19 protein-coding genes are annotated in these 21,385 nt (G+C 56.6%); 14 read left to right on the top strand and 5 right to left on the bottom strand.

Annotated elements, in window-relative coordinates; all coding sequences use genetic code 11:
* Positions 1 to 50: 50 nt before the first annotated feature.
* From betB to ACEWZM_RS02795, 5 genes are all read left to right on the top strand, one after another.
* Positions 51 to 1,508, top strand: a complete 1,458-nt coding sequence (gene betB / locus ACEWZM_RS02815) for a betaine-aldehyde dehydrogenase (RefSeq protein ID WP_414005003.1) — start codon at positions 51 to 53, stop codon at positions 1,506 to 1,508.
* A 125-nt stretch (positions 1,509 to 1,633) separates the two neighbouring features.
* Complete coding sequence (gene betA / locus ACEWZM_RS02810) at positions 1,634 to 3,289, top strand: choline dehydrogenase (RefSeq protein ID WP_414005002.1); 1,656 nt, start codon at positions 1,634 to 1,636, stop codon at positions 3,287 to 3,289.
* Positions 3,290 to 3,456: 167 nt separating this feature from the next.
* The gene (locus tag ACEWZM_RS02805; protein ID WP_414005001.1) at positions 3,457 to 3,696 is read left to right on the top strand and encodes a YdcH family protein; all 240 of its coding nucleotides are present in this window, start codon (positions 3,457 to 3,459) and stop codon (positions 3,694 to 3,696) included.
* A gap of 206 nt (positions 3,697 to 3,902) precedes the next feature.
* Entirely contained in the window at positions 3,903 to 4,346 is a 444-nt protein-coding gene (locus tag ACEWZM_RS02800; RefSeq protein ID WP_414005000.1) for a DUF1963 domain-containing protein, read from the top strand.
* 50 nt (positions 4,347 to 4,396) lie between these two features.
* The gene (locus tag ACEWZM_RS02795; RefSeq protein ID WP_414004999.1) at positions 4,397 to 4,642 is read left to right on the top strand and encodes a hypothetical protein; all 246 of its coding nucleotides are present in this window, start codon (positions 4,397 to 4,399) and stop codon (positions 4,640 to 4,642) included.
* Between the two features lie 131 nt (positions 4,643 to 4,773).
* Here the strand turns inward: ACEWZM_RS02795 and ACEWZM_RS02790 are convergent, their stop codons facing one another.
* The 4 genes from ACEWZM_RS02790 to ACEWZM_RS02775 form a co-directional block, all read right to left on the bottom strand.
* Positions 4,774 to 5,856, bottom strand: a complete 1,083-nt coding sequence (locus ACEWZM_RS02790) for a Hint domain-containing protein (RefSeq protein ID WP_414004998.1) — start codon at positions 5,854 to 5,856, stop codon at positions 4,774 to 4,776.
* A 482-nt stretch (positions 5,857 to 6,338) separates the two neighbouring features.
* Entirely contained in the window at positions 6,339 to 7,727 is a 1,389-nt protein-coding gene (locus tag ACEWZM_RS02785; protein WP_414004997.1) for a helix-turn-helix domain-containing protein, read from the bottom strand.
* A gap of 125 nt (positions 7,728 to 7,852) precedes the next feature.
* Positions 7,853 to 9,064, bottom strand: a complete 1,212-nt coding sequence (locus ACEWZM_RS02780; protein WP_414004996.1) for a multidrug effflux MFS transporter — start codon at positions 9,062 to 9,064, stop codon at positions 7,853 to 7,855.
* A 48-nt stretch (positions 9,065 to 9,112) separates the two neighbouring features.
* Positions 9,113 to 10,348, bottom strand: coding sequence for a M10 family metallopeptidase (locus ACEWZM_RS02775; RefSeq protein ID WP_414004995.1), 1,236 nt, complete (start codon positions 10,346 to 10,348; stop codon positions 9,113 to 9,115).
* A gap of 217 nt (positions 10,349 to 10,565) precedes the next feature.
* Here ACEWZM_RS02775 and ACEWZM_RS02770 point away from each other — a divergent pair, with 217 nt between their 5' ends.
* The 7 genes from ACEWZM_RS02770 to ACEWZM_RS02740 all read left to right on the top strand — a co-directional run bounded on the left by ACEWZM_RS02770 (position 10,566) and on the right by ACEWZM_RS02740 (position 17,328).
* Complete coding sequence (locus ACEWZM_RS02770) at positions 10,566 to 12,098, top strand: acyl-CoA carboxylase subunit beta (RefSeq protein ID WP_414004994.1); 1,533 nt, start codon at positions 10,566 to 10,568, stop codon at positions 12,096 to 12,098.
* A 282-nt stretch (positions 12,099 to 12,380) separates the two neighbouring features.
* Positions 12,381 to 12,908: a DUF6497 family protein gene (locus tag ACEWZM_RS02765; RefSeq protein ID WP_414004993.1), complete on the top strand. Its 528-nt coding sequence runs from the start codon at positions 12,381 to 12,383 to the stop codon at positions 12,906 to 12,908.
* A gap of 283 nt (positions 12,909 to 13,191) precedes the next feature.
* On the top strand, positions 13,192 to 13,332 hold the full coding sequence (locus tag ACEWZM_RS02760; protein WP_414004992.1) for a hypothetical protein: 141 nt from the start codon (positions 13,192 to 13,194) through the stop codon (positions 13,330 to 13,332).
* A gap of 69 nt (positions 13,333 to 13,401) precedes the next feature.
* Positions 13,402 to 13,758: an SH3 domain-containing protein gene (locus ACEWZM_RS02755; protein ID WP_414004991.1), complete on the top strand. Its 357-nt coding sequence runs from the start codon at positions 13,402 to 13,404 to the stop codon at positions 13,756 to 13,758.
* Between the two features lie 553 nt (positions 13,759 to 14,311).
* Complete coding sequence (locus tag ACEWZM_RS02750; RefSeq protein WP_414004990.1) at positions 14,312 to 14,515, top strand: hypothetical protein; 204 nt, start codon at positions 14,312 to 14,314, stop codon at positions 14,513 to 14,515.
* 233 nt (positions 14,516 to 14,748) lie between these two features.
* Complete coding sequence (locus tag ACEWZM_RS02745) at positions 14,749 to 16,794, top strand: acetyl-CoA carboxylase biotin carboxylase subunit (protein ID WP_414004989.1); 2,046 nt, start codon at positions 14,749 to 14,751, stop codon at positions 16,792 to 16,794.
* Between the two features lie 9 nt (positions 16,795 to 16,803).
* Positions 16,804 to 17,328, top strand: a complete 525-nt coding sequence (locus tag ACEWZM_RS02740; protein ID WP_414007937.1) for a hypothetical protein — start codon at positions 16,804 to 16,806, stop codon at positions 17,326 to 17,328.
* Positions 17,329 to 17,416: 88 nt separating this feature from the next.
* Here the strand turns inward: ACEWZM_RS02740 and ACEWZM_RS20870 are convergent, their stop codons facing one another.
* Entirely contained in the window at positions 17,417 to 17,806 is a 390-nt protein-coding gene (locus ACEWZM_RS20870) for a DUF4174 domain-containing protein (protein WP_462047792.1), read from the bottom strand.
* Positions 17,807 to 18,239: 433 nt separating this feature from the next.
* On the opposite strand from ACEWZM_RS20870, the gene ACEWZM_RS02730 reads away from it, so the two are divergent.
* Together ACEWZM_RS02730 and scpA are read left to right on the top strand one after the other, a co-directional pair.
* The gene (locus ACEWZM_RS02730; protein ID WP_414004987.1) at positions 18,240 to 19,175 is read left to right on the top strand and encodes a hypothetical protein; all 936 of its coding nucleotides are present in this window, start codon (positions 18,240 to 18,242) and stop codon (positions 19,173 to 19,175) included.
* A complete protein-coding gene (gene scpA / locus ACEWZM_RS02725) occupies positions 19,138 to 21,261 on the top strand; it encodes a methylmalonyl-CoA mutase (protein ID WP_414004986.1) in 2,124 nt (707 codons plus the stop codon). The genes ACEWZM_RS02730 and scpA overlap by 38 nt, the downstream gene beginning before the upstream one ends.
* Positions 21,262 to 21,385 lie beyond the last annotated feature (124 nt).

Raw genomic sequence — 21,385 nt, 5'->3', positions numbered from 1 at the left:
TCCTAGGTCAGTTTCCTGGCCCTCAATATCCCCGCCGAAGGCAAAATATCATGACACAACCCGCACAGCCCAAAGCCAGCCACTTTATCAATGGCGCATATGTCGAAGACACCGCAGGAACACCGATCCCGGTGATCTACGCCGCCTCCGGCGAGCAGATCGCCACAGTACACGCGGCAACGCCAGCAATCGTGGAGCAGGCGCTCTCCTCCGCCAAGGAAGGCCAGAAGGTCTGGGCCAAAATGACAGGCACCGAACGTGGCCGCGTCCTGCGGCGCGCCGCCGACATTATGCGCGACCGGAACCATGACCTGTCGGTTCTGGAAACCTACGACACCGGCAAGCCGCTGCAGGAAACCCTTGTGGCTGACGCCACGTCTGGTGCGGATGCGCTGGAATACTTCGGTGGTTTGGCCGCCAGTCTCACTGGTGAACATATTCCGCTGGGTGAGGATTGGGTCTATACCAAACGCGAACCGTTGGGCCTCTGCGTAGGGATCGGGGCATGGAACTATCCAACGCAGATCGCCTGCTGGAAAGGTGCGCCTGCCTTGGCTTGTGGCAATTCGATGGTGTTCAAACCCTCTGAGACAACACCGCTCTGCGCTCTGAAAGTAGCCGAAATTCTACACGAGGCAGGCCTCCCCGCTGGTGTCTACAACGTTGTTCAGGGCATGGGCGACGTCGGTGGCGCGCTGGTCACTGATCCGCGCGTTGACAAGGTATCGCTCACGGGGTCGGTTCCGACCGGCAAGAAAGTCTACGCCGCCGCCGCCGAAGGTATGAAGCACGTCACCATGGAGCTCGGTGGGAAGTCACCGCTTATCATCTTTGATGATGCAGATATCGACAACGCTGTCGGCGGTGCCATCAATGGCAACTTCTACTCCTCCGGACAGGTCTGTTCCAACGGCACACGTGTGTTCGTCCAAAAACGCATCAAGGATAAGTTCCTTGCTCGCCTCGCTGAGCGCATTGGTAATGCTATCCTGGGCGATCCGATGGATGAGGCCACCAGCTTTGGTCCGATGGTCACCGAGAACCAGATGAATATTGTGCTCGGCTATATCGAGAAGGGGAAAACCGAAGGGGCGAGGCTGATCTGCGGCGGCAACCGCGCAGACATGGATGGCTATTTCATCACGCCCACCGTTTTTGCCGACGTCACCGATGATATGACCATCGCGCGCGAAGAGATTTTTGGCCCGGTTATGTCTGTTCTAGATTTCGACACCGAAGAAGAGGTCGTGGCCCGCGCCAATGATACTGAATTCGGTCTGTCGGCTGGCGTTTTCACCAAGGATTTTACCCGCGCGCATCGTGTGATCGGAAATCTGGAGGCTGGTAGCTGCTTTATCAACTCCTACAACGACGCGCCTGTTGAAGCGCCGTTTGGCGGTGTCAAAGCATCAGGTGTCGGCCGCGAAAACTCGAAAGAGGCCATCAAGCATTTCAGCCAAGTGAAATCCGTTTACGTTCGCATGGGCGACGTCGAAGCCGCGTTCTGATTGGCATCTGCCAGACGCCAACAACAGGCCGGAAACGAGCTAAAGGGCAGGGTGCCTCTTGCGCCCGTCCAATCTAAAGAGAACGGCAGCGCTCGGGATGTGTCGGCTGCCGGATGGAGAAAGATATGAATGCGGATTATGTGATTGTCGGTGCTGGCTCGGCGGGTTGTGCTATGGCCTACCGTTTGTCGGAGGCTGGCAAATCGGTGCTGATCATTGAGCACGGTGGCACCGACGCAGGCCCCTTCATTCAGATGCCGGGCGCGCTCAGCTATCCGATGAATATGTCGATGTATGATTGGGGCTACAAATCCCAGCCCGAACCGCATCTGGATGGGCGTGAGCTGGTTTGCCCGCGCGGCAAAGTGGTCGGTGGGTCGTCTTCGATCAACGGTATGGTCTACGTGCGGGGCCATGCGGGCGACTACAATCACTGGGCTGAATCCGGAGCCGCGGGCTGGTCCTATGCAGATGTGTTGCCTTACTTCAAACGTATGGAAACCTGGGATGATCGTGGCCATGGCGGTGATCCTGACTGGCGCGGCAAGGACGGCCCGTTGCACGTAACGCGCGGCCCTCGCGACAATCCTTTGCATGCGGCTTTTGTAAAGGCGGGGGAGCAGGCTGGCTACCCCGTGAGCAAGGACTACAACGGCCAACAGCAAGAGGGCTTTGGCCCGATGGAAATGACTGTTTACAAAGGGCAACGCTGGTCCGCAGCCAACGCCTATCTCAAGCCAGCGCTGAAACGCGACAATTGCGAGATGATCCGTGCATTTGCCCGCAAAGTGGTCATCGAAGACGGCTGTGCAATCGGCGTGGAGGTCGAGCGTGGTGGCAGGATCGAAGTGATCCGGGCCGAAGCAGAGGTCATTCTGGCCGCCTCATCGCTAAACTCACCCAAACTACTGATGTTGTCGGGTATTGGACCCGCCAAACATCTGGCAGAGCACGGCATTGACGTGGTTGTTGATCGTCCAGGCGTTGGCCAAAACCTGCAGGACCACTTGGAATTCTATTTCCAGTTTGCCTCCAAACAGCCGATCACCCTGTTCAAATACTGGAACCTCTTTGGCAAGGCCTGGGTCGGGGCGCAGTGGCTGTTTACCAAAACCGGTCTTGGGGCGTCCAACCAGTTTGAAAGCTCGGCCTTCATCCGCTCCGACAAGGGTGTTGACTACCCGGATATCCAGTATCACTTCTTGCCCATTGCGGTGCGTTACGATGGTCAAGCTGCAGCGGAGGGTCACGGATTTCAGGCGCATGTTGGCCCGATGCGCTCGGATTCACGCGGCGAAGTCACTTTGGCGTCCAGCGATCCTAAAGATGCGCCGAAGATCCTGTTTAACTACATGTCGACCGAAAAAGACTGGGAAGATTTCCGCAAATGTATTCGTCTGACGCGCGAGGTCTTCGCTCAGGATGCAATGGAGCCTTTCGTCAAACACGAAATCCAACCCGGAGATGCGCTGCAAAGCGACGAAGAACTTAACGGATTTATCCGCGAACATGTCGAAAGCGCCTATCATCCTTGCGGCACCTGCAAGATGGGCGCGGTGGAAGACCCGATGGCGGTGGTCGATCCAGATTGCCGCGTCATCGGTGTCGAAGGTCTGCGTGTGGCGGACAGCTCTATTTTCCCGCGCATCACCAACGGCAATCTCAATGGCCCATCGATTATGACGGGTGAGAAAGCGTCTGACCACATCCTTGGCCGCCGCCTGCCGTCGTCCAATGCAGAACCGTGGTTTAATCCGGCTTGGGAAACCTCGCAACGCTGAGCCCTCCTTTACAGGTCACTACCATCGCCCGCCGCATCGCGTGTGCGGGCGATTTTCATTCGGATCGCGAAGTCGGCACAAATGAGGTTGTGATTTGATCCGGGTCAATGTGGCGTGGTCTGGTACGCGGTAGGGTCTGTTTGACACCAAGAAAAAGGAGCGAACAGATGTCCAATACCCCTCATGAACTGGCTGCAGAGTTTCCGGATAAACTATCGAAGATCCACGCGCTGAAACAGTCCGATGCCCATTTCTCCAAACTTGCGGACAGCTACCACGAGGTGAACCGGGCTGTTCACCGCGCTGAGACCAACGTGGAGCCGATGTCCGACACCGCCGAAGCAGACCTGCGTAAACAACGTGCCGCGCTTAAGGATATGATCTGGCAAATTTTGTCAAAAGCGTGAAGCTTGAATGGGTTGTCAGAGCAAAGGGACGTCAACGGCGCCCGTTTTTATGTTAGCTTAGATAGCCGGATACAGGCCAATATTGCGGTTGACTCGGATTGATGGAATGCCCTCTCCCAATCTATAGATTTGGGTAGCAGCCCGTTGCTTGGGCTTGAGTTTGGGCCAGGGCAATATGTCAAAAATCGGCCTTGTGAAGCAGATGTATGAATAGCTACAGAGCGGAAAACTCTGTGCCGCATGCGCATCAAGATACTGCTGGCTTATCTTTTATCGGCGGAACCCCGACCAAAGGGGAGAAGGACTGGCCGACCAACCCAGAGATGCCAAACGAACCATTGCATTTGGTTGCACAGCTCAGCTGCGAGGACATTCACCGTTCGCTTCCGACTAACCCACTTCCGAACCACGGTGTTCTCCAATTCTTTTTGGACATGGGCAGTTTCGTGGACTGTGAGGAGAGGCCAGTGTGCCGCTTCGTTCGCAGTGCCGCCCAGAGACCCAAGAAACACTGGCGTCACCTGAGCCGCAAAAACCATTGGCAAGGGGATGTGGTCATATCTATTTGGCAAACCGAGCTTCGAAATGGATATGTCGGGCCAGCTGCCACAAACAAGTCTCGAATTTCATCCACTCGATACGTGCGGTGAACGGGCGATCCAGGATGTAGCGAAACTGCGTAAAATGGATCTGGTGGGATATGATCCGCGCAATATCGGGGCTTGGCATCAAGCACTTGGAAAGCTGCCTTCTGATCTTGGAAGGGGCCGCTGGGCGCGACCCCAAGGTGGCAGATCATGCTATGTTGCCGCGTTTGGCTCGTGATGAGGAACATGGGTTAAACTGGGACGGTCATCATAACCCATTACTTACGTTTTGGAATGTCGGCGATGATCTAAATGCGGGTCGATGGGCTCAGGCTTACGGGCTGTTTACAGACTTCTAAGAAGCTGCAGAGCAGCGATCAAGTGCTGTGCCGGTATCGTGTATTCCACTAACGCTCCAGGCATTGTGCGAATGGTACACGTATTATGTCAGCTACCTGATCTGACAATCGAATATTGCCGGTACCTACACTCAGGCGTTTTCGACTACCGGTCGACTTTTTTCGACGTGCTTGGCGACAAGTTGTTTTTGCATGTCTTTGCACGGAACATAGCGCGCGAAACCTGACGAATAGTCGAGCGCTGTCAGTTCCGGGAACATGCTCAGGATCTCATCACGCGCCTCGGGAGCTACGGACTTTAAGGCTTCCGGACCCGTGAACAGGCTTTCAGATGCTGCACCCTCGGCATAGATAATCTCATGTTGATCGAACAGCAGATGAAAATACTCGACGCGTTCGATGTCTTCGTCAACGAAAACGCCAGGAAGCTGCGACAGCTTGATTGCTGGTATCAGAACCTCGGTTTCACCACACATGCGCTTGGCAATCTTTGATCGTACCAACACTCTATGTTGACGCGAAACCAATAGGTCACGTTTCGGGAGCCCCCCACCGAGAGCGCCGGACATGATCCGTATTGGTCTTTGTTTTACATGTGCTGCAAGGACACTCTCGTTCGCCTTGTATGAGCCGGCCCAGCGAATAGCTTGATAGCCGTTGTCAGCCGTTTTCACCCGATCGCCGATTTGCAGGGTCTCTATTTCTTTATGCCCTGAAGAGGTCTCGATCAGAGTGCCCTTTGCAAAGCAGACAACGGCATCGAAGCTATTGACGCTAGAGAGCAGATCTCCACCGTAACTTCGGGTGGAGAAGGTCAGATCATATGATACTATCTTTCCGGATTCCCAGATGCTGTTGTCTCTAACTCCATCCTTTGCGCCCCCCTGTTCATCGACAATGAATACATCACCGTTAAGGGTTTGCATCACGTCGACGCGTTCCGTTTGAGTGCCGGTACTGCCATCCTGGTAACGGAGAACAATGTCATATCTCGCACCACTCGACATCAAACTGGTAACTTGGCCAGCGCCCAGATCATAGGAAAGCCCGTCTCCCCCTGTTGATGTATTCAGGGCGTTATTCGAGTCGTTGTCCAATAGTGTGACATCTACAAAACAGCTCGGGTCGGTCGCATCAAACGCATGGTTTCCATCTAGTGCGAATACGTTGAAGGTATCCTCTGTGAGCAAGTTGTAATTGCCAACATAGATCAATTGGACCATTCGAGGTAGCTCCATACAGTAACAGCAGATTGGCCAATAAATATACTGGAAAAGTATGGGGATATCGTGAATCGTTGGGGCGATCTCTTGCGTATTCCTGCTGTCTCGAAATCGTCAGATTTAGAAGTATTTCAGAGCCTTGTTGAGAGCTGAGATGTGATGGCTGGCAGGTGAAAATGATATTTAACAACGGCTTACGGGTAATTTTTTTCGCTAGTACGCGGCGGTAGTAAGGCTATTTGTATTTTGAGTGGCTAGTCAATTACTTCAACGCCTAATAACTTGATTGTCAGGCTTACTAATTGTGCAGGTTTCTTGAATGCTGCGGATATGACTGTCCTGTACAGAATGGGTCTCGAAAATCACGAGCCGTCCCTGTCGGCCTTCACCCTGCTTGCATCCATTGCTGAGGCCTGAGGAAAACCTCGCTATTTTTCTTATGGAATAGAGCGGTTCCCGCCCGCCTTAGTATTTCAGTTCACCTCGTAGGGCAGGATGCCGCGTTGGTCGGTGTTGATGGTCAGTCGCCGCTCGAGTGGTGGTACAGATCGCTGATGACAATCAGGCCGTTCGCAGATGCGGCAAGAGATGCCGATTGGCTCATAGGCGCTGTCCTGGCTCACATCCAGCGTATCCGCATAGACCAGCGCGTCAGCGTGGCGTACTTCGCACCCGAGCGCAATGGCATAGCGTCTGACCGGAGAGCCAAAGGACCCGCCGGGTTTCGACACATCGCGGGCAAGCGAGATATAGCGAACCCCGTCGGGCGTCTCTGCCAGCTGCCGTAAAAAACGGCCCGGTGTTTCGAACGCCCGATGCACATTCCACAGTGGGCAGGCACCGCCGAATCGTGCAAATTGTAGCCTTGTGGCCGAGTGGCGCTTGGTGATGGTACCGGCCTGATCAACCCGCACAAAGAAGAACGGCACGCCTTTGGCTCCGGGGCGTTGAAGCGTTGATAACCGATGTGCGACCTGCTCAATCGACGCGCCAAAACGGGTGGAGAGCAGCTCCAGATCATGACGACAGTCAACGGCTGCATCCAGAAACTTGCGATAGGGCATCATGGCGGCCCCAGCAAAGTAGTTGGCCAGTCCGATTTTCGCAATCGACCGCGCGGCCTCGCTGTGGAATTTTGCAAAATCCAGCGTTGCTTCCAGCAGATCGTTTTGCCGCAACAGAGCCACCTGTAACAGCAATTGAAAAAGCTGCGTCTGGGGGGAGGCGCGGTTTGACAGCCGCAGTCGTTTGCCTGATGGATCATAGCTTCGCAGCCCGTCGATATCGCCAAAGGTCACGCTGATACCGGCCTGATCCAGAGCTGTGATGGCCGCACTGCGCGCATCAAGTCGTCCGCAGAAATTCTCAGCGGCGCGGTCAACAGCATCTATGTAATTGTCGCAATAATGGAAGAAGTCGCGCACCTCTTCCCAGGGGGAGGCTTGTATGCGTGCATCCTCCCGGCCCAACGCCTCATCCAGTGAGGCCAACCGTTCATGCGTTTGGCGATAGGCGCGGTGCAGGGTCAGCAATGCCCGCGCCAGTGCTGGCGCATTGGAGGCTGTTAATCTCAGATCCGCGATCGGTGGCGCTGTATCCGCAAATACCGGGTCCGCCATAACCTCGCGCATGTCGCTCACAAGACGCTCGCTGTCGCCGGTAGACAGTTCCGTAACATCCAGTCCGAATTCTTGCGCCAGTGCAAGCACCACAGTCGTGGAGACCGGGCGGTTATTGTTTTCCATCTGATTGAGATAGGGGAGCGAAACGCCCAGTTTAGCCGCAAACTCCTTCTGCGTCAGTGATAAACGCAGTCGCATTTCGCGTAACTTGGCCCCGGCATAGAGTTTTTGTTGCGCCACCTGATGTACCTTTGCAAACCTCGAACCATGCAATTGTAGAATTGCAAACTCTTCGGTGCAATAGCGGGCATCGGGCCGATTTTCTCAAACACGGCGAATTTGGTAAGGGATTCGGCGCAGGCGGCCTAAAGCCCGAGTGTTTTCTCGCGGCGCATAACCACCCTGATTGATACAAATCCTGCGACTGCCGTGCCCAGCATAATCAACAGCAGCGGAACCGGCGTTGATCCGGGCACGAGCAGGTAGCCGGCATAAGCACTGAGCGCAGCGCCCACGCCAATCATGATTGCGCCTGCCAGACCTGATGCGGTGCCTGCCAGATGTGGGCGTACGGAAATCGCGCCAGCGGTCGCATTGGGAATGGCCATACCATTGCCCAGCCCGACAAAGGTCATGAAGCCAAAGAACGAATAGACCGTGTCCGCGCCGACCAGCGCGAATGCCAGTGAAAGTGCGACGCCGATGCCGTTGATCAGGCAGCCCCAAAGCACCATCTGATTCAGTCCGATGCGCGTCGAGTAGCGCCCGGACAAGAAGTTCCCGATGAAGTAGCCAACAGCCGGAGAGGCGAAGAAAACGCCGAGCTGTGCGGCTGATAGACCGTAAACCTGTGTGCCCATAAATGGCGCGCCGCCGAGATAGGCAAAAAACGCGCCCGCGGACAGGCCGGAGGCCAGCGAATATCCCCAGAACCGGGGGGATCGCAGCAGCTCTGGGTATTCGCGAAACTGCGCCATTAAGGTCTTGCCGCTTTTGCAGGCGGTTTCTCCCAGATCCAGATACGCGATGGCAAATGTACCCGCGCCAAGCGCCATCAGCAGCCAGAAATTGGCCTTCCAACCGATCGTTTCCTCTAGCGCGCCGCCAATCATTGGCCCAATCATGGGAACGACCGCCATGCCCATCGTGACATAGCCAATCATGCTCGCTGCATGATCATTGTCGTAGATGTCGCGAACGGCGGCCCGGCTTAGAACCATAGCGGAGGCGACAATGGCCTGAAACATCCGAAACAGTAGGAAGACCTCGGCTGAAGGGGCATAAAGGCAGCCCAGAGTTGCCAGAAGAAACAGTGCCACGCCCCATAAAATCACCGGGCGGCGCCCCAATTTGTCAGATATCGGGCCGATAAAGATCTGCACCGCAGCACTGACGGCCAGATAAAGTGCTACCGACAACTGCATCAGGCTGTAGTCGGCGTTGAAATAGCGTGCCATCCCGGGAAGGGAAGGCAGAAATATATTCATCGCCAGAGCCGACAGTCCAGAGAGCAGGATCAGCGTGCCGATGTTGGGGTTGGACCGACGGTCCAGAAATCGCCGCGGAATGGTTCGCATGTGAACGAATTAGGTCAGACCGCGACGATTGTCCATATCGTTGGGGGCCTAGACCAGCAAATCGTCGTTGATCTGATCCAATGTCATATTGCGCAGCGTGACGCTGTGATTGCCATCAAGGTCGAAAAATAGATCTCCATCAATCTCGCTGGCCCTCGCTAGAACCTCGGCGCGGTTGCCGTGACCAACAATGCGCAGGGTGTCGATATCGTCTTGGAAATCGCGAACAGTATCATTGCCGCCATTGCGCGCAAAGACGAAGATATCTGCGCCGCTATTGCCAACCAGCCGGTCATTGCCGCCGGCACCGTTCAGGCGATCATTGCCGCCGCCGCCGACCAGCAGGTCAACACCGCTGTTACCATTCAGCGCGTCGTTTCCGCCATCACCGCGCAGGGTGTCGCGCCCGCCACCTCCGACCAACCGATTGTTGGCGTCATTGCCGACGATCCGGTCCCGACCACGCCCGCCAATTGCATTCTCTATGGTGGAGCCATAGGCTATGGTCACGTCGCTCTCTGCATCGAAGCTTGAGAAATGCGCTTCACGCAGATCCAGTGCCACGGCGTTGGTTCGGTCGCTGGCGTTGAAAGTGTCTCTGCCGCCGGTGTCCCAAACCACGTCTACGGTATCGGTCCGTGACCCGCGGTAGATTGTATTGCCGGTGTTGTAACCGGCAGCACCCCAGATGTCCTGCAGGGCCAGCACATCAAACAACATCATGGCATCGCTGTCCTGGCCATTTATCGGGTTCTCAGTGTAGGACATCACCGAATAGAGGTTGTTTTCATATTCATCGGGCAGGGGCGGATCGGCGGAAAAGGGATGTTCCAGCCCAAGGGCATGCCCCAACTCATGCAGGATCAGGCTTTCGCGGTTGTCCTGCGACATGTCCAGCGTATTGTCGAAAACCACATATCCTTCCCAGTTGGAAATGTCATTGCCGCGATAGCTGATACTATAACCGCCGACTCCAACCGTGTTGCCAGGGATCGTGACAGAGCCGATATTCAGATCCGGATCCGCGTTACCGCTTACCTCTACAAAATCCACATTCAGGAACGTTTCAATATGGGTAAAGGCTTCGGCGAAAGAGGCCTCCTCAGCAGCCGTAAAGTTTCGCCATCCACCATAGTTGTTGTTGGTTGGCAGGTCGCCCGGAGCGGAGTTTCCTGCAAACTGATATGTGATAGTCAGGCGCGGTTCGTCATCGGTGTTTACGGGGTTGCGGGTGTAGAAGCCGTCGAACTGCATGGCCTGGATGATTTGGGAAGGTTGTAACATGGGGGCTGTTCCGTTTCCGTTGCTCGGCCCCGGTGATACGAGCACATCGGTCAACACATCAAGAATACCCGCCTCGCTTGCGGTTTCTGCGCGGTTATGCGCTGATTTGCAAATTTGCGAACCGCATACGCAAACACTTTGCAAATTTGCCATTATTGGCTTTGGGTTCTCTTGCTCAGCGTCTATGGTCGCCTGAAATTCAACAGGGGGCATGGCCATGAAAGATATCCTTTCCGAGCTGGAAGACCGTCGCAACGCAGCGCGACTGGGTGGCGGACAAAAGCGGGTCGACGCCCAGCACGGGCGCGGAAAATTGACGGCGCGCGAGCGGATCGAGCTGCTGTTGGATGAGGGTAGTTTCGAAGAATTCGATATGTTCGTGGCGCATCGCTGCACTGATTTCGGTATGGAAAATCAACGTCCGGCAGGCGATGGTGTGATCACCGGTTGGGGCACCATCAATGGTCGGATGGTCTATGTCTTCAGTCAGGATTTCACGGTCTTCGGTGGTTCCCTGTCCGAAACCCACGCGCAAAAGATTTGCAAAATCATGGATATGGCGGTTCAGAACGGCGCGCCGGTTATAGGGATCAATGATTCCGGCGGCGCCCGTATTCAGGAGGGTGTCGCCTCGCTTGCGGGCTACGCCGAGGTGTTCCAGCGCAACATTATGGCCTCTGGTGTGGTGCCGCAGATTTCTGTCATCATGGGACCCTGCGCCGGTGGTGCGGTCTACTCGCCCGCGATGACCGATTTCATCTTCATGGTGAAAGATACCTCTTACATGTTCGTTACCGGCCCTGACGTTGTAAAAACCGTCACCAATGAGGTTGTCACCGCCGAAGAACTGGGCGGCGCGTCGACCCATACGAAGAAGTCGTCGGTCGCCGATGGAGCCTTCGAAAACGACGTTGAGGCCTTGGCAGAGGTCCGCCGACTGGTCGACTTCCTGCCGTTGAACAATCGCGAAAAGCCGCCGGTTCGTCCGTTCTTTGATGAGCCGGGCCGTGTTGAGGCCTCGCTCGACACGCTGATTCCAGAGAATCCCAACACGCCCTACGATATGAAGGAGCTGATCCACAAAGTGGCGGACGAGGGAGACTTCTACGAAATTCAGGAAGATTTCGCCCAAAACATCATCACCGGATTTATCCGCCTTGAGGGGCAGACAGTCGGGATCGTAGCCAACCAGCCGATGGTGCTGGCGGGCTGCCTTGATATCGACAGCTCCCGCAAAGCCGCCCGGTTTGTGCGCTTCTGTGACTGTTTCGAAATCCCTATCCTGACGCTGGTTGACGTGCCGGGGTTCCTGCCGGGAACCAGTCAGGAATACGGCGGTGTGATCAAACACGGTGCCAAACTGTTGTTTGCCTACGGCGAGGCAACGGTACCCAAGGTCACGGTTATCACCCGCAAAGCCTACGGCGGCGCATATGATGTGATGGCGTCCAAGCATTTGCGTGGCGATTTCAACTACGCGTGGCCAACTGCGGAAATCGCGGTGATGGGAGCCAAGGGCGCGACCGAGATTATCCACCGCGCTGATCTGGCGGATGCCGACAAGATCGCTGAGCACACCAAGGATTATGAAGAACGCTTTGCCAATCCCTTTGTGGCGGCGGAAAGGGGCTTCATCGACGAGGTGATCATGCCGCAGTCCACACGCAAACGTGTCAGTCGCGCATTTGCATCTTTGCGAGGCAAGCAGCTGAAAAACCCGTGGAAGAAACACGACAATATCCCTCTTTGAAATCCGGACCTGTTCCGAATTTCCTCGCCCCAGACCCTTGCGCTCAAAGGTGAATATCGCCTTGGCTGTGCGGATTAATTAGGATGCAACGCAGATGACCACCCATGGATGTGCCTGGATTTGTCGCCGCGTTTGTAGGGAAAGCCTGTTGAAAATCAGCGGACTGGAACCAATGACACCTGAATCGTGCAGATTGTTCGCAAAATGCGATCAATTTGAGCGATCTCAAATGTTTGCGCCTAGAAATGCGTCTTTGTTTGACACCGGAACCGAATCTGCCCCATGATCCGCGCCAGCTCATATCGAACAGCGCGCACCGCGTGTGCAGCGCCTGCAGCCCCGACAGGAGGAGCCCATCGTTTTTGGGGTCGGGGCTGCGGTATTGAGCTTGCTATTCGTTCTTTTGTAAGCGTCGGCGTTCTCGCTTTCGGGATCTGTATCTGCGGATGGGCTCAGCCTGCACGAGCTGGGTCGCTGGCCATCGAACTGCCATCAGGGCAGACGGTTGATCTGCAAGAGGTGCTTTTGGACGACCAAACTGGCGAGCTGTGGGTGAGGTTTCGCTTTCTTGCGCCGCAAATTGCTCGGGGTGCAGCCAAGATCAGTTACGAACAGGCTGCCCCGGATATGGATCATCTGTGTCAGTCTCTTGCGCTTGCCTATCTGCGCGAACATGCGTTGACACCCAGCCGTATCGTGATCTCGCTCTCCGATCGTGCGGTGGAATTTGGCCAGGCCGATGCGTCTGCAACTCAGTTCTTTGAAAGCTATCGTCCCGACGGTGACAGCTGCATCTGGGAGGCATTCTGATGATTTCATGCCTACCATCCGACGTTCCAGCCATGAATGCGAGAGTGACGCCGTCAATTTCGGTGTCATTTGGCGACGCAAAGACGCCTATGCCAGCTGAAGACTGGCGCTTTTTTGCAGCTTTGCCACCGGAACTGGCTGGGCGCGCAGCTTTGGGATGTGAAACCACATACTTCTCGGTTACTCTCGCGGCGGGTCACATCCGTGTGATCTGTTATTTGAGGATGAGGCAGGCGCCGGCCATGGCCCGCGCAAGTTTCAAAGACACAATTGGGAGACAGAAATGTCCAAGAGTATCAAACTCGTTGCCCTGGCGGGCCTGCTTGCTGCCGTCACAGCCTGTGCACAGCAGGAAGAAGAATACGTCGTTGTTGAGCCCGAGCCGATTTCGGCTGAGCCAGTTTACACCGGCAAATACAAGTAATCACTACAGGGGTCCGGCCCTGCGGCCGGACCCCACCGTCCCGCGGGGTGCCGGACTGGAGGCACCAATATGCTAAAACACCGCGGCTTTCCCGGCCGTTTGCCGGGCACCGATTTCCAATTCATCATCCGACGTCCTAACCCCAAAGGGGTGACGCCCATTACCCGGCGCGAACGCTTTCGTGATCGCCGCCCTGCCGACCGGCGCGCGGATGCCGGGTTTATGCAGGCGCTTTGGGATTGTTTTGGCGACCAGCCGTTTGAACGCGGCAATCTTGATGCCGGTCGTCTCAGCTGGCTGTTTGGCCGCGAAGTGATCGCGGCTGAAGACCCGTTTGATCCCGACAGCTACGAAGCACTGCTTGTCATCGACGTTGATGCCGCGCAGCTGTCCTTTCCTGAAGTCTTCGACGGAAGCGCGCGCTAGGGATGTGCGTCAGGTCCGATCATCACCTTGTTCGCAATGGCCCCGGCATGGGGTCGCTACAGCAAGTCTGTGAGGCTCGAACCTCGACGCATCTCTTGCCTTTGCACCGCAATGAGACGCCAAGATCTCAGACCCTGCGGTGGCGGGTTGAGATGCGAGGGCGTGATACGATCTGGTCGAGGATTGGGCCATTTCAGAGTGATTTCGGCATAATCCTGCAGAGCAGTTGTTGGTTTGCGCAACTTCTCGCCAAATTGGTGTGTTTTGCAACTCGGGGGATGTTTCTAAGACGTAAGGCGTGCAATCTCGCCGTGACAGGTCAGCCTGTCGTGCATCTGATCCAGCCCCTTCGCCTGGAAGGGCAGGCTTGCCCCCCCAATCGCGGCCTGCCCATTTTTTCCTTGGATGCAAAGGCGGAAGCTTGCCAATTGCCCCCCAGTGTTTGGCAGGCTTCTGCGCATTCCATCGCGTCACAATGGATGTCCTTGTCTCATGTCGGGGCTCTTGCAATCAGTTGCGCAGAGCTTGGATCACACAACGAAGGATCACCCCTATGCAGGCAAAATTCATTCTCGCGGCTTTCGGTCTTTGCACCACACTCGCCGCCTGTGGCGACACCACGGGCGAACAGGTCGTCTATGGTGCGGGTGCCGGCGCGGTTGGCTCGGCGCTTCTCAATGGCAATCTGGTTGCAGGTGCTGCTGTCGGGGCAGCCGCCAATGTCATCTATTGCAAGGAAAACCCGCGCAAGTGCTAGATCTGCGGGCCTGACGACCGGCGCCGTACAACGTACGACAGCGTATCGCCAGACATGCCCGGCGCCTGACCGTCTGCCCATATGTGGCAACGGCCAACGTCGCATATCCACCGCACAAAGGCTGCGCCCGGAGTTTTCTCCGGCGCGGTCTTTTTTGTGTTTCGACAACGCCAAAGGGGCGGCGGGGCAGGGCCTCGTCACTCTCCGAAGACACCGAAGACAAGGGACAGCCAATGTTTGAGAAGATCCTGATTGCCAACCGGGGCGAGATCGCCTGCCGAGTCATCAAGACCGCCCGTAAGATGGGCATCAAGACCGTCGCCATTTACTCGGACGCGGACAAACAGTCCCTGCATGTGAAAATGTCCGATGAGGCTGTCCACATCGGCCCGCCACCTGCCAACCAGTCCTATATCGTCATCGACAAGGTGATGGAGGCGATCCGTGCCACTGGCGCGCAAGCGGTGCACCCCGGCTATGGCTTCCTGTCTGAAAACGCCAAATTCGCCGAGGCCTTGTCGGCCAAAGGTGTTGCCTTTGTTGGCCCGCCAGTCAATGCGATCGAAAGCATGGGTGACAAGATCACCTCGAAGAAAATCGCGCAGGAAGCCGGTGTCAGCACCGTTCCGGGCTACATGGGCCTGATTGCCGATGCTGATGAAGCGGTGAAAATCTCCAATGAGATCGGCTACCCGGTGATGATCAAAGCCTCGGCCGGTGGCGGTGGCAAGGGGATGCGGATTGCCTGGAGTGACGAAGAGGCCCGCGAAGGTTTTCAGTCCTCCAAGAATGAGGCCGCGAATTCCTTTGGGGATGACCGGATCTTTATTGAGAAATTTGTGACCCAACCACGTCACATCGAAATTCAGGTGCTATGTGATGCACATGGTAACGGCATTTATCTTGGAGAGCGAGAATGCTCGATCCAGCGCCGGAACCAGAAAGTTGTGGAAGAGGCGCCATCGCCTTTCCTTGATGAATCGACCCGCCGGGCCATGGGCGAGCAGGCCGTCGCGCTGGCCAAGGCTGTCGGCTACGCCTCTGCCGGAACCGTGGAATTCATCGTTGATGGCAACAAGAATTTCTACTTTCTGGAAATGAACACCCGTCTGCAGGTGGAACATCCGGTGACCGAGCTGATCACCGGCGTTGATCTGGTAGAGCAGATGATCCGCATCGCAGGCGGAGAGCCACTGTCGATCAACCAAAATGATGTCAAACTGAACGGCTGGGCCATTGAAAATCGTCTCTATGCCGAAGACCCCTATCGCGGTTTCCTGCCCTCCATCGGGCGTCTGACCCGCTATCGTCCGCCTGCCGAAGTTGCCGCAGGCCCGCTGCACGACAGTGGAAAATGGCAGGGAGATGCGCCTGCTGGTAATCTGGCCGTGCGCAATGATACCGGCGTCTTTGAGGGCGGCGAGATCTCTATGTATTATGACCCGATGATCGCCAAGCTCTGCACCTGGGGGCCCACTCGCGATGCGGCAATTGCTGCGATGCGCGACGCGCTTGATGGGTTTGAGGTCGAAGGCATCGGTCATAACCTGCCGTTCCTCAGCGCGGTGATGGATCATCCGATCTTTATCGCAGGTACCATGACCACCGCCTTTATTGAGGAGCAATATCCCGAAGGCTTCGTTGGGGTCGAACTGCCGACAGAGGATCTTCGCAAGATCGCAGCGGCCTCTGCAGCCATGCACCGGGTTGCTGAAATCCGCCGGACCCGAGTGTCCGGCCGGATGGACAATCACGAACGGAAGGTTGGCAGCGACTGGGTCGTCACTCTTCAGGGCGAGGACTTCAACGTCACTGTAGATGCAGACCGGGATGGCGCGACCGTACGGTTCGATGATGGTAGCGATTTGCGCATCGCCTCGGACTGGACACCCGGTGATCAACTGGCGCGGCTCTCCGTGGGTGATGACAGTCTGATGCTGAAAGTAGGGAAGATCTCCGGCGGTTTCCGCATCCGCTCGCGTGGCGCCGATCTGAAGGTCCATGTCCGCACCCAGCGTCAGGCCGAGCTGGCAAAACTGATGCCGGAAAAAGTTGCCCCTGATACTTCCAAGCTGCTGCTCTGCCCGATGCCGGGTCTGGTCGTGAAGCTGGAAGTCGAAGTTGGTGACGAGGTCCAGGAAGGCCAGTCGCTTTGCACGATTGAGGCGATGAAGATGGAAAACATCTTGCGCGCCGAACGCAAAGGTGTGGTCAGCGCCATCAATGCGGCAGCGGGCGATAGTCTCGCCGTTGACGAAGTGATCATGGAATTCGAATAACACCTAATGATGTTGGTGCAGCCATATCGCAAATTGGCGCGTGTCGCCTGTCTGGCGCTGGTCCTTTCGGGGCTGGCGGGCTGTGCCTTGCAAGATGAGGCGGCGGCCCGCGCCGCCGTCCGCGATTGGGTGCAGCTGGGGGAGACACAGTACTACTTCTCTCGCAACAACTGCGCGGCTGGCGTGTTTGAGATCAAGGCCACCCGCATTTCATCCGTGTTGACCAAGGCCCGGTCGATCCCGGCCGGGCTGCGCCAGCTGGACGATAACAATCCCGTCGCATTTGAAGTGGAAGGTTTGTCACCGAATATGGTGTCTGTGCAGGTGATGACGCTGGATCAGGGACGTGGCAATCGTATCTTTGCCGCAGGTATCGTTGGCAAGGATTGTATGCTGGAAGAGGTGAGCCAGGCGTATCTCCTAGCGCTGCTCGATCCGACCTCGGTGCTGATCTACGAACCTCGCTCAAAGTTTGTAGCCGTTGTTGACCGTGCCAACAGGCGCCTGTTCTACGCGCAGGGCGGGGGGCCGTGATGCGCCGCGGTGTTACTTCGAACCAAAGACGGGTTTGCTCCGGCGGCAGGCTGGGTGAATGCTCTGGTCGCAGCTGGTCGATATCGGTTCAGCTGCCGCGCCGTTCCTCAACTTCGCGCAGCCGGTCGGGAAATTTATCGATGGTCCGGCTCAACTCTCGCACGGTCCAGGGCTGCGGTTTGCGCAGTTTGACACCACCATCTTTGCCCATTAGCACCATCATGAACCCACGCGGTCGCAGCTTTTTACGAAGAGCGGATTTTATGCTCGGGTCTGTGTCCGTCAGCACGATCACGTCTCGCTCAAGCAGGGCAGCGGCTCCTTCGGTCAGACGTTCCATCTGCTCATGGTACTGCGGATCGGCAGGGCTGTCGGCAAAAACAACAATTGGCCGTTGCAGCCACAACAAACTGTCCAGATCAACGCTGTCACCAGCGCGGATCAACCGGGTGACGGGATCCTCGGCCTGCTCGGTCACGTCAACCCGCTCGGCATCCGCATCGTCTGCCGCGCCGATCTCAAGTGGCGTAGTGAGTGTCGCTGCGTCGTCAGCCGCTGCAGGTATGGCTTCTTGGGCAATAGTAGCCAAGGGCAGACCAGCAGCCAGTAGAACTGCCGCTCCCAAAGCACACGCTGTGCCAGGGCGTCGCTCACAAGGCCAGGCCCATGACCCAAATCCGGTTTTTGCAAAGACAAACAAGTGTTTCATCAGCTCTCCTGTAGCGATGAATATATGCCCGTTCACGGTAATTGCGATGGGCAATCCCACTAGGCACACAAAAAAACACACCCCGCACAGAAGATGTACCCGTCGTATTAACTCTATTGTCAACCCACCCGTGGCAACCTCTTGGCCTCTGCAAACCGGGCTGCCCGTATCGCGTGGCGCCACGATCGGGATAGGACTGACCATGGAAATCATGCTGCATGTCGGCGCGCACCGCTGTGCTACCGGGTATTTTCAGGGCTTTCTTGCCCATAACGAGGAAGCGTTACGTCGCGATGGCACAGCCTTCTGGGGCGAGGAGCAGACCGGCGACGGGCTATTGCACGGCATTCAGCCGGGGCCAGTATCTGCGGTGGGGCGCGATCTGGTTACCCGTGCGCGCGGTCGTCTGCGGTTGCGCCTGGCGTCCGAACGGACCAGCGGCAGCAAACGCCTTTTTATCAGTGATGCCAACCTGATGGGCTCACCTCATGATCTTATCCGGCAACGCCAGCTATATGCAGACGCGGGTTTGCGCATGGCGCGGTTCGATGCAGCTTTTGATGGTCAGGTGTGCGATGTGATGCTGAACCTGCGCAGCCCGGATCGGTTCTGGACGTCGTTGATGACCAAGATGGTGGCCAATGGCCATCCCCTGCCTTCTGCTGATCTCTTGGGCCGGATTGCTGCCCATCCACGCAGTTGGCGCGATGTAATCACGGATATCGCCTGCGGCATGCCGAATGCCCGAATCCGGGTGATGCCCTATGAAACCTATGGCGATCGCCCCGAAGTACAGCTGTCGCTGTTGATCGGCACCCGGTTGCCGAGACGCCCGCTTTCTGACCGGATCAACTGCTCCGACGGGCTCCCGACGCTGCGCCATCGCTTGGCCCCTAACGTGGCCCGCGATCTGCCACGTGGTCAGGGGCGGTGGAGCCCATTTACCGACATTCAATCTGCGGCGCTGCGCGAGCGCTATGCCGATGATCTGATGTGGTTGCACAGCGGTGCCGATGGTCTGGCAGAGCTGATGTGCGACCCTGACAAACACGCGGCGGGCTCGAACCCGCCCCCATATGACCTGACAAGAGGAACTCCCGATGACGACCAAAACCGACGATTGGCGGACACTGGCTGAAAAAGAACTGCGTGGCCGCCCGCTGGACGGGCTGACCTGGAATACCTTGGAAGGTATTGATGTAAAACCGCTATATACCGAGGTCGATACTCAGGATCTGCCTCATATGGGCACCATGCCGGGCTTTGGCCCCTTTACCCGTGGTGTAAAGGCGACAATGTACGCAGGTCGCCCCTGGACCATCCGCCAATATGCGGGTTTCTCCACGGCCGAAGAATCCAACGCATTCTACCGTCGCAATCTCGCGGCAGGTCAGCAAGGTGTCTCGGTTGCGTTCGATCTTGCCACCCACCGCGGCTATGACAGCGACCACCCCCGTGTGATGGGCGATGTCGGTAAGGCCGGCGTGGCCATCGACTCGGTTGAGGACATGAAAATCCTGTTCGACGGTATCCCACTGGATCAGGTTTCGGTCTCGATGACCATGAACGGTGCAGTGATCCCGATCCTCGCCAGTTTCATTGTCGCGGGTGAGGAGCAGGGCCATGACAAAGCCCTGCTTGCGGGCACCATTCAGAACGACATTCTGAAGGAATTCATGGTCCGCAACACCTATATCTATCCGCCGGATCCCTCGATGCGGATCATTTCGGATATCATTGAATATACCTCGAACGAGATGCCGAAATTCAATTCAATCTCGATCTCCGGCTACCACATGCAGGAGGCCGGCGCGAACCTCGTGCAAGAGTTGGCCTATACGCTGGCGGACGGTCGAGAATATGTACGCGCTGCAATGGACGCAGGCATGGATGTCGATAAATTCGCCGGCCGTCTGTCGTTCTTCTTTGCGATCGGCATGAATTTCTTTATGGAAATCGCAAAGTTGCGCGCCGCCCGTACGTTGTGGCATCGGGTGATGACTGATTTTGATGCCAAAAGCGACCGCTCCAAAATGCTGCGCACTCATTGCCAGACCTCGGGCGTGTCCTTGCAGGAGCAGGATCCCTATAACAACGTGATCCGTACCGCCTATGAGGCGATGTCAGCGGTTCTCGGCGGTACCCAGTCCCTGCACACCAATGCTCTCGACGAAGCCATCGCATTGCCCACTGACTTCTCCGCCCGCATTGCACGCAACACCCAGTTGGTGCTGCAGGAGGAAACCGGCGTCACCAATGTGGTCGATCCTCTGGCCGGCTCCTACTATGTCGAAAGTCTCACCAACGAGTTGATCGAAAAAGCCTGGGCCCTGATGGAAGAGGTCGAGGAAATGGGCGGCATGACCAAGGCGGTTGCATCCGGCATGCCGAAACTGCGCATCGAAGAGAGCGCGGCACGCCGTCAAGCGATGATCGATCGCGGCGAAGAGGTCATCGTCGGCGTCAATAAATACCGCAAGGAGAAGGAAGACCCGATCGATATTCTGGATGTCGATAACGTCAAGGTGCGCGACAGCCAGATCGCCCGTCTGGAACAGATCCGTGCCAGTCGCGATAGCGCAGCCTGCACCGCGGCACTGGACGAGGTGACCCGTACTGCCAAGGAAGGCGGCAATCTTCTGGCAGCCGCAGTCGAAGCCGCCCGCGCCCGGGCCTCAGTCGGAGAGATCAGCATGGCGATGGAAAAGGAATTCGGCCGTCACAGCGCCGAGGTGAAAACCCTCGCCGGTGTTTACGGTGCCGCTTATGAAGGTGACGAAGGTTTTGCGGCCATTCAAAAATCCATTGAGGATTTTGCAGAAGCCGAGGGCCGTCGCCCACGTCTGTTGGTGGTCAAGATGGGACAGGATGGTCACGACCGGGGCGCGAAGGTGATTGCGACCGCCTTTGCTGACATCGGTTTTGACGTCGATGTTGGCCCTCTGTTCCAGACCCCGGAAGAGGCAGCGCAGGACGCCATCGACAATGACGTTCATGTCATTGGGATATCTAGTCAGGCCGCCGGGCACAAAACTCTGGCCCCACAGCTGGTCAAAGAACTGAAGGCGCAAGGCGCAGAGGATATCATCGTAATCTGCGGCGGAGTGATCCCGCAGCAGGACTACCAGTTCCTCTATGACAATGGCGTCAAAGCGATCTTTGGTCCTGGAACCAATATCCCCGAGGCAGCGCAGGACATTTTGAAACTGATCCGCCAGTCTTGATTACCCAGTCCTGATCACAATGTATTGGGTGTGTGATTAGAAACCTGCGCGGGTTTTGCGCATTGAACCACCCGCGGCAGTGCGTGCAGCGGGTGGTTTTTCTTTCTCGCTTGCACCCAGGCGT

This window comes from Phaeobacter cretensis, assembly GCF_047372505.1.
GTDB lineage: Bacteria > Pseudomonadota > Alphaproteobacteria > Rhodobacterales > Rhodobacteraceae > Phaeobacter > Phaeobacter cretensis.
This window is presented reverse-complemented; position numbering and strand designations above follow the sequence as displayed.